Here is a 12,522-nt window from a genome sequence, read left to right on the forward strand (position 1 = left end):
GGACAGCCAGCAGCGCAGACTTTTTCACAAGGCGGTCTCTCTATTTCCGGAGCCGGGCCCGGCAAATCCGGTCGGCCAGATTCATCAACCCCCTTGTAGAGCATTGAAGTCATCGGTCCAATTCGAAAAAAGGCGGTTGACTCGTCTGTCTATTGGACTGAAATACAAACCATTGGACTCTTCGAGATGAGATGCCCGAAGCGGCCTAGAACCCTACCCTTCAGAAGCCCAAGGAGCGATCTGGTGATCCAACTTCATCCTGCCATCAAGAAGATTCTTGAGCAGCCTGAAAATCCAAGCGCCGTCCCGGTCGAAAAGCAAGCTCCGGAAGAGGCACGCACGGAGTGGAAGGCTGATATGTTGGCCGTGGACGCTCCGGCCCCGGCGTTGGCCCGTGTTTGGGACTTCTCTGTGCCCGGGCCAACCGGCGAAATACCGTGCCGCGGATATCGGATGACGGAGAATTCGGTCAACGAGCCCCTGTTGATATATTTTCATGGTGGCGGTTTCATTCGCGGCGACCTCGACACGCACGATTCGATCTGTCGCGTCCTTGCGAAAGAGACGCCATGCGTGGTGATTTCGGCGGACTACCGTCTCGCCCCCGAGCATCGCTTTCCAGCAGGCGTTGAGGATGCGTTTGCCGTGTTGAAATACGCGGCTGCAAACAGCGATGCGCTTGGCATCGACTCTGCTCGCATCGCGGTTGGCGGCGATAGCGCGGGCGGCAATCTGGCTGCGGCCTGCTCGATCCTGGCGCGTGGCCGGCATGAGCCTCCGATCTGCTTCCAGTTGCTCATCTATCCAGTTACCGATCTGGTCAACATCAGCGAATCGAAGCGCCTGTTCTCCAAAGGCTATCTTCTCAACAGCATGCCTTTCTATATCGATAGCTATCTCGGCCCGAAAGGCGACGGAGAAAGCCAGTTCGCCTCGCCCCTGCTCTCGCCGGACCTAACGAACCTTCCTCCCGCGTTCGTGCTCACGGCGGGGTACGACCCACTTCGAGATGAAGGCAAGGCCTATGCCCGGAGGCTCGCTGAATCCGGCGTTGCCGTTGAAGAGGAGTGTTATGACGATATGATCCATGGTTTCGTATCGTTGAGAGGGCTTTTGAAGGAGGCTGATGGAGCACTCGCCCTTTGTGCAAGGCGACTTAGATCCGCCTTCGCGAACTGAACAGCTGTTGCGAGGATTGTAAGGCGCCTGCCAGAAGCCAGACCGCACCACATTTTGTGCGGTCTGATGCGCGGTGGTTTGGGACGGTGCGAGGAATTGCCGGCCAGTAGAGCAACTGGTGGCGAACCTCGCGTTCATCCAGTCTCACCTGATAGCCGGTTGCCGATGATGTGTTTGGACAAACCGGTCTATTCCCGGTGCCGTAAGGAGACCGCTTCCTCGCCAGCTTGGCGCAGCCTCAGGAGCCGGCAGGTTTCGGAAGTGCTGCCGAGAGCGCCATCCTTACGAAAATCCGCAGCGCTGGCTCCCGGACGCCTGCACGGGACTGCAAAGCGACGCTGGTCAGGATGGCTGTCAGCAACTTTGTCAGCGCCGCCGGATCATCCACAATGTGAGAGCCCGTGGCTGCCGCAGCGTGCTTCACACAATCTCCGAGCTTGGCCTCGATCTGCGACAGGACGGCCGCCAGCGCTTCTCTTATGTCCTCGTCGCTTGATGCCTCGGCCGGCGCCGTACAGAGCACCAGGCACCCCCGCGCCCCGCCTTTACAATAGAAGCGGATGGCGGCGTCGAAGAAAGCTCCTAGAACGTCCGACAACTCGCCGCACTGTTGCAAAGCCGGCTCAACGGCCTCGATCATGGCGCTCTGGAATCTCTTCAGCGCCTCAAGATACATGGCCTTCTTGTTTCCGAATGCGGCGAACAGGCTCGGCCGGTTCATTCCTGTTGCCGAAGCGATGTCGTCAAGTGATGTGCCGGCAAAGCCACGCGAGCGGAATGTCTCCGTTACCGCCCGTAGCGCCTCGGCGCGATCATATTCGGGCGGTCTTCCTCGACGAGCTGTCATTTCTATTGTGTACCATCTTGCATAGAATTCCAATCGAGGTATTTTATGCGAAGCTGTACAAAACGGCAAGGGAGCGAATTTTGTGACTGAAGCGAAGTTGCGGAAAGCCGCCCCCATGGGAAACCTTTTGTGGGGCGAAGGAAGCGCTGGAGAACTCAACACGATGGAAAAGGTTCGCGTTGTCAGCAACATTGCCTATCTGCAGGTCCGCGAAGCTTGCGACGCAATAAGGCAGCGTACAGGCTTTCTGCAACCCCGGCCCGTCGCGCTTGACGACTTGGAGCCGCCCCGAGACGCACTTGTGGAGGATGCGCTGGGACTGGCGGTGCAAACACACCAAGAGGCTCTGCTCTTCCACAGCTGGCGGGTGTATTTCTTCGGCTCCCTGCTGGCGGCCCATGAACGGATCAGGTTTGACCGCTCTCTTTTCTTTGCCTCCGCGATACTGCACGACTTGGGGCTGACCCAAGGCCACTCTCCAGACCTATGCGACTGTTGTTTCGCATTGAGTGGCGGAAGGCGTGCTCGAGACTATTTGCGCGCCAAAGGTCACCCGGCCGAAGTTGGCAAACGGGTGGGAGATGCCATCGCGCTTCACCTGAATGCATGGGTTTCGAAAAAGCAGTATGGCGCAGAAGCCCACCTCGTGTCCCGGGGGGCGGTCTGCGACCTATTCGGTGCCGGCAGGAGGCGGCTGGCTTCGGAAACGGTGGCAAAACTCCTTGAGCGTTTCCCGCGCGAAGGCGCGATCGAAGCGCTTCGCTACGAGACTGCCAAGCACAAGAGCGGCACCCGTCCTGCGCTCATGACCGCTCTGACCGGAGGTAAGGCTCCGCCCGATCCGTTTGCTCACATCTGGTCCAGCCAAGTGGCTAGGAACTGAGCTGTGGCTATGCCGGGACGGAGATTTGCTTTTTCCTTGTTCGTCTGGATTTTGGCAGGAGGTTGTGGAGGGAAGCGCGGGTTGCTTCGATGTGCAATCGCATGGTCTGGGCGGCGAGTTCTGGGTTGCGGTCCTTGATGGCCTGGTAGATTGCTTCGTGATGATCATTGGCGTTGTCTTCCAGTCGGGTGAAGACCTTGCCGATGGGCAAGAACATGGCGGCGCGGGACTCCTCGATCGCGGCCATGAGGAACTTGTTGGACGAGGCCTCGGCGATCGCCAGATGGAATTCGGAGTCGCGTGACAAGAACATCGCGATGTTTTCGGTGACGGCGCGGGTTTGGGGGGTGGAACAAAGGTCGGCCATGATCTGCAGGGCCTTTGACATCCGGTCGAGATGCTTCTTGGTTCGGCGCGTTGCGGCTAGTGAGGCTGCCAGGCACTCATTGGCCACGCGGAATTCGAACACGCTGTCGATCAGCTCGTGCTGCGATTCCAGATAGACCTCGATCTCGGCCGGCCTGAGGCGGCCCTGGCCAAGGACGGTGAGGCCGCCGGCCGCGCCGCGCTTGACCGTGATCAGCCCCTCGCCTTCCAATACCCTGAGCGCCTCGCGGATGGTGGTGCGCGAGACCAGCATCTGGCTTGCAAGCTCCCGCTCCGGAGGCAGCTTGTCGCCGGGGATGAAGCGGCCAAGGAAGATGGCGCGCCGCAACTGCTCGACGACCAGATCGTATGTGGCGCTGGCACGGATCGAGTTGATCAGGGGTTCGGAGGGATCACCGAAAAACAGAGACTTCACGTTGGTTCCTGTCGCCATTGCTCGAATCACCAGGCCGACGGGCGGTCCGACCAATGGTCAGACAAATATACTCTGCAAACCCCGGACAAATAAAGCCCCATGCGGGCGCCGGCGCGGGCGCGAATCGGGCGGCCTAAAAAAGCTGCACGGCGATAGACTTCCGGCTGTCATTGTCCTATGGTCTATAAATTATACCTTAGACCGAGGAGAAAGCGGTGACATCTGGGGCTTACGCAAAACTCGACACCGATGCTCGCATCGCCATCATCGGGTCCGGTTTTAGCGGCCTGGCCGCGGCAATTGCCCTCAAGAAGAAGGGCATCAACAACTTTGTCATCTTCGAGCAAGAGGCCGGTTTGGGCGGCACCTGGTGGAATAACCGCTACCCAGGCGCCGAGGTCGACCTGGAATCACACATCTATTCCTTCTCCTTCGAGCGCTACGACTGGACCAGGACCCACGCCAGCTGGGCCGAGCTTTTGACCTACCTCAACCACGTGGCGCGCAAATGGGGTCTGATCAGCCATTTGAGGTTCAACGAGAAGGTCGAGGCCGTCACTTGGTCTGACGAGCGCAAGGAATATGCGATCGCCACCTCATCCAAGGCTGACCATGGCGCCTTTCGCGCCGTCATCAGCGCGGTCGGCTTCCTGAACATCCCCCTGCTGCCGCCATTTGCCAGGAGAGAGAGCGACTTCAAGGGCGTGCAATGCCACACGTCGCGATGGCCAAAGGGGCTGTCGATGGCGGGCAAGCGGGTTGGCATTCTGGGCACAGGCTCTTCGGCCGTCCAGGTCATCCACGAGGCCGCGCTCGAGGCGGCCTCCGTCAAGATCTTCCAGAAGGAAGCCAACTGGATCCTGCCCAAGGACAGCAGGGATTTTACCGCCAGCGAGCGCTTCATGCACAAGTTCGCGCCCATCTACTGGTGGAAGCGCTTCTGGCTCTATTATGGCTATGACACGCGCCAGTTCCGCGCCAGCCATGCCCGCAAAGACGGCCGCGTCAACAAGCGGCGGGCTGCGGCATCGCTCGCCTATCTGCAGAACTCGCTTGCCGACCGGCCAGATCTCCTCAAGCTCGCGACCCCTGACTTCCCCTTCGAGGCCCGCCGCACGGTCATCAGCGACACCTATTACGATGATCTGAAGAACCCGAAGGTCGAGCTGGTGCCCTACGGCGCGGCCAAGCTCAGTGCCGCCGGCATCATCGACGAGGGCGGCCATGAGCACCCCCTCGACATAATCATCTATGCCACCGGCTTTGACGCGGCCAACTATCTGGCCGGCATGAAGGTCGCCGGCGAGCACGGCATCGACCTGCATGAAAAATGGGCCGGCGAGCCCGAAGCGCTGCTCGGCCTCATGGTGCCGGGCTTCCCCAACTTCTTCATGATGTATGGACCCAATACCAACGCCATTCCCCTGGTCACCTTCTACCAGGCCCAAGCGAACTTCTGCGCCTCGCTCATCTCAACCATGCTCAAGACCAGGCGCCGCACCATCAAGGTCGACGCCGCCGCCTTCCGCCGCTTCAACCAGAAGATCCAGGCCGCTCTCGCAAAAACCGTCTGGGGCTCGACAACCAGCTACTTCCAGGCAAGCACCGGAAAAATCGTCGCCCAGTGGCCCCACAGCGCAACCGAATACATCCTCGCTACCAAGGCCGCCAGGAAAAACGCCGTCAAAATCGAATGAGGCGCCAGCGATGAACTGCCGATGGCCGCGGCGACACGTCTTGTCGGTCCGGCTTTCACTGCGGCCGTCGCCCGAGTCGCAGTCCTGCCTACACCTGCTTGCGCTCGTCAAGGAACTCCATCATGGCGCGGCGCGTGCCCTCGACATGCTCAATCATTCTCGCACGCGCACGCGACCCGTCACGGTCTGCGATCGCATCAAAGATCGGTTCGTGGATTTCATTGGCGTCTTTGCGCAGCTTGATGAAAACGCCGCCGATGGGGACAAACATCGCCCGGCGGATACTCTCGACACTGGCCAGTAAATGCTTGTTTTGAGAAGCCCTGGCTATTTCCAGGTGAAAGCCGGTGTCCGCAGCGTTGAAAACCGACACAGGATCTGGATCGTCGTGCTCCAGGGAAGCCTGGATGGCTATCGTCATCTCATCAAGCTTCTGGCGCATCCGCTGAAGGTGGTCTGAGCCTCGCCGCTGGGCCGCAAGTTCGGCGGTAGCGCCTTCAACGACCACGCGGAAATCAAAAACGTCATTGAACTCGGAGCGCCTCTGTCTGATGAAACTGCGCAATTCTTCAGCGTCATCACCGTGCAGCTGGTTGACGATGAGACCGCCGCTAGCGCCACGCTTGACCGAAAGTGCCCCCTCCGAAACGAGGATACGGACGGCTTCACGGACCGTCGTGCGCGAGACTGAAAGTTGATCCGCCAGATCACGCTCGGGGGGAAGCTTGTGACCAGGCAAAAACAAACCTAGCTGCATGGAGCGTCGAATTTGCTCAACCACGAGTTCATGCGCCGGGGCAAGACGGATTGGGCCAATAATCGGCTGGGTCAGATCATCTTCTCTTAATGCCATCTTTTCGTTACGATTATCGAGTGCGTTCAATTTCACCGCGATTCATCCTGCTCAAAGAACTTAATCTAATTTTTGTCGAGGCGTTTCTCTGACACCAATATACGAAGCTGCGACGGTACCCATCGCGATAGCGGGTACAAATATCATACCATTTCCACGCCGGGCTGCCTACCGTAAACGCCGATGTTTTGCGCCTTCGATGATCGAAAGCAAGCCCTATAAGATGCTCGAAGTCGCCAGATAAGGCATTCGGCCTTCCCAAATGCAATCACGGCGGCCGAAAAAAGTGTTGCCGCCGCTCACTGAAAGGCGTGCCGTTTGGCGCGATATTTGGGCCATTCAAGCGGTGTTCACCTCGAACTTGTATCGCCCGCAGGCTGGCTATCGATGGTCCAGAAAGAACCGCTAACATGGTATCGAACGCAGCCTCTCTCGGATTAAAAGAGTCATGTTCACACACCGACGTCCAGCACAAGTCTTGTGGAGATGCGATTGACCGCACAACCACGAAAAGCTGAATCCCGATTTCTCATCGATACGGACGCCATTGCTGATTCGCAGACCTTTGCTGCCAAATCGGACCTAGGCGACCGCCCGGCCATACCGGCGTATGTCGATCGCAGCTTAGGTTGCAGACCTGCCTGCCTCGCTGGTGGCGGTCGTTGAAACGGGCGCAGTCAGGCGAACTCCCAACGACAACGCACCTGACAGTTCATCGGTGAGCGCTGAGCCAGGGCGTAAGCCGCCTCTGGCGGGAGGATCGACATGGCTGTCAGGCTGGTTTTGCTCGCCAAGTCGAGTGCCCTCCTATCGATCGCATTCTAATCGTTGTTGACATTGCCAGTTGTATTGGTATGAAATTCGGACCAAATAAAACGACGGGCTATTGACGACTTCTGGTTCTCTGGTCGTGTCTCAGGGATTTCTCCGTCATTGCAACGAGTTTAACGCTGATGTCAGATGATGATCAACGTCCCGTGCTGTGGCGCGACGAAGATTTGGGCCTCACGCTACGGCGTGGCGACGAAGTGACCCTGTCAAAGTCAACCTATGACACTGCCATCGAGGCTCTCAAGGCGCGCGAATTCGAGCAAGCAGCTCGGCTCATCGAATACACATTTGAAGAGGCCCAGGAGCCGCAGGATGTCTATGCCAGCTGGTCAAAGCTGGTGCCTCAATTTCTTCTCGACAATGGCGTTGATCCAGCGATCATTGCCGGCGAGGAGCAACGTATTGCAACTCTCATCCGCCATCGAGATGGAAGACCGTTTGATTTCGAATCTGGATGGGAGCGACACCGGGCTCTCATTGCCGAAGCTGCCGCGTGCTGCAGGGCCGAAGAAAGCGATGCTGCGATAGTCGCCATAGAGAACGCGCGCACCTACTGGCAGGACGACCACGATCGTAAATGCGACTGGGTCTGCGAGATACTGGCCGCAATTCCTCGGCATCTTGGCGAAGAACGCGTCGTCGATTTCTGGGATCTCGGAATGTCGGTCTGGTATCCCAATTACAGGCGCTTCAGGCTCGAAAATCAGGACTGGAATTTGTCGAGCCGGCAGCTTGTGGATATGGGCATCCTGGCTCTGCGCGGACATTTGACCGGCCCAGGACGGCGCGGAGATATCGCAATCCGTGACGAGGGCGATTGCATCGCATTGGAGTTCGCGCCCTGCGGTTCGGGGGGCAGAACATTCAACACCGCGAGCGATGGAACGTCACCGCGATTGGAACCGCCATACAATCACGCGGTTGTTCAAGGTAACCACGACTGGGCATGGAACAAAGCGGGGGTCTGCCTTTACTGCACCCACTGCTGCCGCCTGGGGCAGCAGAAGTCTGCAGAAATGCTGGGATTTCCTGCCCGTGTGATATCGCCTCCGATCTGGCCGCAAGCCAGAGACAAGGCCGTTTGCACTTGGCGCATTTACAAGGATCCTTCGCTGGTGCCCGAGGAAGCTTATACACAGATAGGCAAGTCGCCTCCTGCTGTGGCAGCGGTTAGCACATCGCCACGCCAAACTTCCGGGCATCGCTCGGGCAAGTAGCGGACTGCAGGCAAGGTGGCGTCTCCTTGCACCACGACGCGAAGAAGAGAAATAGCCAGGCGTCGGTTTCCTCATCAGCGAGCCGGTCCTGTCGGTAGGCTGCAGCTAAGCCGCTTCGCCGCCTGCTGATCCTACCTCAACTTCGGCTCCCGCCTTCTCGGACAGCTTACGCCAGTCGACCTTTCTGTCGTCGCTGGGCAACACTGTCGACTGCACCGCCAGTGGCATCATCATTGCTCTTGGAAGATTGGCAAGTCGCATCGCTCAATGAGCGACCCGTGGACCTTATACCTTCGCACCATCTTGACCCGGCCGATAGCGACCACTGGGCAAGACGAGTGTCCCTCGGTCTTGTGGGTCTGAAAAAATCGAGTTCGATGACTTCCCTTCCACGTTGACTTATGGTCTTCTTAACAGACCAATAGTCCATAGGAATTGATTATGTCCGAGCTCTTCAAGCCCGTCGAAGTTGGCCCAATCGCGCTTGCCCATCGCGTCGTAATGGCACCGCTAACGCGGATGCGTTCCGAGCAGCCGAGCGACACCCCTGGCGATCTCATGGTCGAATGTTATACACAACGCGCATCAGAAGGCGGCCTTATCATTGCTGAAGCAACACCAGTCGCGCTGACCGGTCGCGGCTACCTTGGGGCGCCCGGTATTTATCGCGAGGAACACGTCGCCGGCTGGAAAAAGGTCACTGACGCTGTGCACGCCAAAGGCAGCAAGATATTTCTGCAGCTATGGCATGTCGGCCGAACGGCGCATCTGGAATTGACAGGCGGCGCGACCCCGGTCTCCGCCTCTGTCACACCTTACGAGGGGGTCGCCTGTACAACCGAAGGATGGGTGCCGGTTTCACCCAATCGAGCCCTCGATATAGATGAGATCCCGGGCGTGATCGAGCAGTGGCGCGAGAGCGCCAAACGTGCCAAAGCGGCGGGTTTCGACGGTGTGGAGATACATGCGGGCAACGGTTACCTGCTCGATCAGTTTCTGGCTGACGGCAGCAACAAGCGCATCGATAGATATGGGGGATCCCCCGAGAATCGCGCCAGGCTGCTGTTGGAAATCCTGCATGCTGTAGCCACTGTCTGGGGTTACGACCGCGTCGGCGCGCGGATTACCCCTGCGGGCAAATGGAACGGCATGTCAGACGGCAATCCTGGCGCGACGTTTGGTTATGTCGCTCAGGCGCTCGCTCCTTTTGGCCTCGCCTATTTGCACATTGTCGAGCCCCGCATAGTGGGCAACCAGGAAGAAACCGACGGATTGCCAGCTGTCGCGGCGGCAGATCTGCGCAAATTCTTCAAAGGTACAATTATTGCTGCCGGCGGCTTTAATGGCAAAAGCGCTGAAGAGATCATAGCCAGGGGTGATGCCGACTTGGTCGCCTTCGGGCGACATTTCGTCGCCAACCCTGATCTTCCAAAACGCCTCAGGCTTGGGCTGCCCCTTAACCCTTATGACCGTGACACCTTCTATGGTGGCACCGAGAAGGGATACACGGATTATCCCTTCTATGAAGAGACCCAGTTGCAGGCCCAGGCATAGGCGTGGCGTTTCAGTGGTGCGCGCGCCATTCGGGCGCGCATACCAGCTAGGACTGCAGCGTCCAAGCCGGCTAGAGCGGTTCGCCGTTAGAGCGGCGAACCGCTCTATGCTCTCCCGAAATGTCGCCGGGTTACCCTGACGCTTGAACGCGAGCCTTCAGAAAGGCACAGGTGGGGCGGATAAATCGCACAAGCCGGTCTGGTCCAGGTCGATCTCCCGTTGCCAGGCGGGTGGATGGTTCTGGCAGTCCGCCCTCGGTGCTTCATTTGCAGCGCCGCCGTGGTACTGCGGAGCCAGGTGGCGGAAAACTATTGTGCTTCCACTGGTGGATCTCGTGACAGACCGGCACAGCGTCACACTTGCGGCGCCGGCGTGCGATCGTCCAGAAACTCCATCATGGCACGCCGCGTGCTCTCAACATGCTCGACCATTCGAAGTCTCGCCCGCGGACCGTCGCGGTCCGAAATGGCGTCCAGGATCGGTTCGTGGATCTGGTTCGCATCCTTGCGAAGTTTGATAAAAACGCCGCCAACTGGAATAAACATTGCTCGGCGGATGCTCTCGACGCTTGCCTGTAAATGCTTGTTCTGAGAGGCCCTGGCGATCTCAAGGTGAAAACTTGTGTCGGCAGCGTGAAAGACGGCAACCGGATCCGGATTTTCGTGTCCCAGAGATGCGTCGATCGCCGTGGTCATCTCCTCCAGCTTCTGGCGCATCCGCTGAAGATGGTCCATGCCGCGCCTCTGAGCAGCCAATTCGGCGGTGGCACCTTCAACGACCGCCCGAAAATCGAATATGTCATTGAATTCGGACCGTCGCTGCCTGATGAAACTTCTCAGCTCGTCGGCATCGGCAACATGAAGCTGGTTGACAATTAGACCGCCGCTTGCACCACGCCTGACTGAAAGCGCGCCTTCCGCAACCAGAATTCGTACGGCTTCTCTCACCGTGGTGCGCGAAACCGAAAGTTGATCTGCCAGATCTCGCTCGGCCGGAAGCTTATGGCCAGGCAGAAACCGGCCGAGCTGAATTGAGCGCCGTATCTGCTCGATCACGAGTTCGTGGGCCGGCGCGAGATGGATTGGGCCAATGATCGGCTGCGTCGGGTCATCGTCTCGCAGCGCCATCTGTTCGTGGTGTTTGTCGAGTAGGTTCGCTTTCACCGAATTATCCTGCCAAACGCTATAACGCTTCCACCGCCTGAGTGCGTTCGGGACCTTATATCATGGTGAGCTATCTCGACCTACCCGGGAGAGGGTCGGCGGGAACAGGCCGACTGGCGCTTCTGGCTGCTACCTTTGGACGCTAGCGGTGTCGGACATGTAAAATGGATAGTCTCTCTCGCTGGCATCTTGGCATGCGAGTGGAGGAAATTCCATGGCTAGCCGTTGCGCGACAAACAGTGGCGCGGTCTTTCGTTCGCTGATCGGGGGCCGATGGTGATGCCGCCATGACAGGCCGCGGTCGCATGTACCCTGTATGATCAAGGCGCACAACGTAGAGAGCAGTCTCGTTGGCTGGGCCTCTTATGGTCATTCAGTTTCGGCTGGATTGCGCTGGACACTTTTGCAACGGCGCCGACCGGCTCCCGAAAAGCGTGACTTCTAAGCGAGCCCGCGGACGCATTACGTCGAGCGCGATGCATAGAGCTTGTCGGCGCGGGTCGACGCTCGCAAAAACCCCGCCGACTACTAACAATCCGGAGTAGTGACCTTCAGGCCGCGGCTGCAACTGTGCGGCCCAAGCCATTGTGCAGGTCAAGACAGCGCTCGAACCACTGCGCGACTACATCGGAGTCCTCAAGCAAGCGATATGACGAAGAGATGCGCGCCCATTGCAGTGCACCGAAGACGATGTAGTCAACGAATAAGGGCGACTGCCCGCCGATGAAGGGCTGACAGGCCAGCAAGGAACGCAGCGGCTGTAGGGAGGCTCGGAAACTGCTCAGTCCCTCGTCGCGAGCGCTGATAACGTCTTCCAGTCGTTTGCCCAAGCTTCTCTCGCGGCTCCGTCGAAAATAGGCAGCGTTTTCAGGATCCTGCATGGCAAGGAGATCCATTGCCGCGACCGTAGTTATGTAAGGAAAAAACGTCTCGTCAGCCCAGAGTTCGAAAAACCGCGCGATGCCAACGCCACCGTCGGCGCCGAAGAGCCTGGGTCGGTCGGGATAGGCTTCGTCGAGATAGAGACCAATCGAAAAGGAATCAACGACGACTTTCTCCCCATCCTTGATCACTGGAACACGTCTCGAGCCACCTTCGACTTGTGGCACTTCTAGGAAGCGCGTGGGTACGCTGGATTTGTCGAGGCCCTTATGGGCAAGCGCCATGGTCACCTTCCAGCAATGAGGGCTGAACGGACGGGCAGCATCGTGTCCGACTAGATCGTATAGCAAGATGGTCATTGGCGGTGATCTCTCATAATCAGGCAGACACGCTGTCGAGAGCCTGAACGGTGTCGCTCAAACATATATTCGCGGACGCTCCGCTTCTTGGCCCGCAAATTGACGATATGACCCCAAGTTGGAATCTTGGTGGGGATTCACCTTATCGCCCAGCGGCACCCGCCGCAGCGGTAAGATAATAGGTGTGATTAAAATACCTTTGCGTAGGGTTGTCAACGACCGTCATCCCGACGTGCCGCTCCAGGCGGCCGGCCC

Annotated in this window: 10 protein-coding genes; 5 read left to right on the forward strand and 5 right to left on the reverse strand. The window is 58.4% G+C overall.

What is annotated here, in order from left to right:
* Window positions 1-243: 243 nt before the first annotated feature.
* Complete coding sequence (locus LB558_RS07875; protein ID WP_224697021.1) at window positions 244-1,179, forward strand: alpha/beta hydrolase; 936 nt, start codon at window positions 244-246, stop codon at window positions 1,177-1,179.
* Between the two features lie 238 nt (window positions 1,180-1,417).
* On the opposite strand, the gene LB558_RS07880 is transcribed toward LB558_RS07875, so the two are convergent.
* A complete protein-coding gene (locus tag LB558_RS07880; protein WP_318011621.1) occupies window positions 1,418-2,218 on the reverse strand; it encodes a TetR/AcrR family transcriptional regulator in 801 nt (266 codons plus the stop codon).
* Here LB558_RS07880 and LB558_RS07885 point away from each other — a divergent pair.
* Entirely contained in the window at window positions 2,109-2,909 is an 801-nt protein-coding gene (locus tag LB558_RS07885) for an HD domain-containing protein (protein WP_224697022.1), read from the forward strand. The two genes, LB558_RS07880 and LB558_RS07885, sit on opposite strands and share 110 nt — an antisense overlap.
* A gap of 7 nt (window positions 2,910-2,916) precedes the next feature.
* Here LB558_RS07885 and LB558_RS07890 read toward each other — a convergent pair whose 3' ends face one another.
* Window positions 2,917-3,711, reverse strand: a complete 795-nt coding sequence (locus LB558_RS07890) for a FadR/GntR family transcriptional regulator (protein ID WP_224697023.1) — start codon at window positions 3,709-3,711, stop codon at window positions 2,917-2,919.
* A 215-nt stretch (window positions 3,712-3,926) separates the two neighbouring features.
* On the opposite strand from LB558_RS07890, the gene LB558_RS07895 reads away from it, so the two are divergent.
* On the forward strand, window positions 3,927-5,408 hold the full coding sequence (locus LB558_RS07895) for a flavin-containing monooxygenase (protein WP_224697024.1): 1,482 nt from the start codon (window positions 3,927-3,929) through the stop codon (window positions 5,406-5,408).
* An 88-nt stretch (window positions 5,409-5,496) separates the two neighbouring features.
* On the opposite strand, the gene LB558_RS07900 is transcribed toward LB558_RS07895, so the two are convergent.
* Window positions 5,497-6,297 carry a FadR/GntR family transcriptional regulator gene (locus tag LB558_RS07900; RefSeq protein ID WP_224697025.1) on the reverse strand — a complete coding sequence of 267 codons (801 nt, stop codon included), beginning with the start codon at window positions 6,295-6,297 and terminating at the stop codon, window positions 5,497-5,499.
* Window positions 6,298-7,214: 917 nt separating this feature from the next.
* Between LB558_RS07900 and LB558_RS07905 the strand changes: the two genes are divergently transcribed.
* Together LB558_RS07905 and LB558_RS07910 are read left to right on the forward strand one after the other, a co-directional pair.
* Complete coding sequence (locus LB558_RS07905; RefSeq protein WP_224697026.1) at window positions 7,215-8,309, forward strand: hypothetical protein; 1,095 nt, start codon at window positions 7,215-7,217, stop codon at window positions 8,307-8,309.
* A gap of 441 nt (window positions 8,310-8,750) precedes the next feature.
* On the forward strand, window positions 8,751-9,863 hold the full coding sequence (locus LB558_RS07910; protein WP_224697027.1) for an alkene reductase: 1,113 nt from the start codon (window positions 8,751-8,753) through the stop codon (window positions 9,861-9,863).
* A gap of 353 nt (window positions 9,864-10,216) precedes the next feature.
* Here LB558_RS07910 and LB558_RS07915 read toward each other — a convergent pair whose 3' ends face one another.
* Together LB558_RS07915 and LB558_RS07920 are read right to left on the reverse strand one after the other, a co-directional pair.
* The gene (locus LB558_RS07915; protein ID WP_224697028.1) at window positions 10,217-11,026 is read right to left on the reverse strand and encodes a FadR/GntR family transcriptional regulator; all 810 of its coding nucleotides are present in this window, start codon (window positions 11,024-11,026) and stop codon (window positions 10,217-10,219) included.
* Window positions 11,027-11,577: 551 nt separating this feature from the next.
* The gene (locus tag LB558_RS07920; RefSeq protein WP_224697029.1) at window positions 11,578-12,267 is read right to left on the reverse strand and encodes a glutathione S-transferase family protein; all 690 of its coding nucleotides are present in this window, start codon (window positions 12,265-12,267) and stop codon (window positions 11,578-11,580) included.
* Window positions 12,268-12,522 lie beyond the last annotated feature (255 nt).

Origin of the sequence: Mesorhizobium sp. CO1-1-8, assembly GCF_020164875.1 — a bacterium.
Lineage (GTDB): Bacteria > Pseudomonadota > Alphaproteobacteria > Rhizobiales > Rhizobiaceae > Mesorhizobium.

Bases quoted from the DNA above. Each gene is read 5' to 3' on its own strand.
- LB558_RS07905 (WP_224697026.1), top strand. From the start codon at position 7,215: ATGTCAGATGATGATCAACGTCCCGTGCTGTGGCGCGACGAAGATTTG.
- LB558_RS07920 (WP_224697029.1), bottom strand. From the start codon at position 12,267: ATGACCATCTTGCTATACGATCTAGTCGGACACGATGCTGCCCGTCCG.
- LB558_RS07880 (WP_318011621.1), bottom strand. From the start codon at position 2,218: ATGTTGCTGACAACGCGAACCTTTTCCATCGTGTTGAGTTCTCCAGCG.
- LB558_RS07910 (WP_224697027.1), top strand. From the start codon at position 8,751: ATGTCCGAGCTCTTCAAGCCCGTCGAAGTTGGCCCAATCGCGCTTGCC.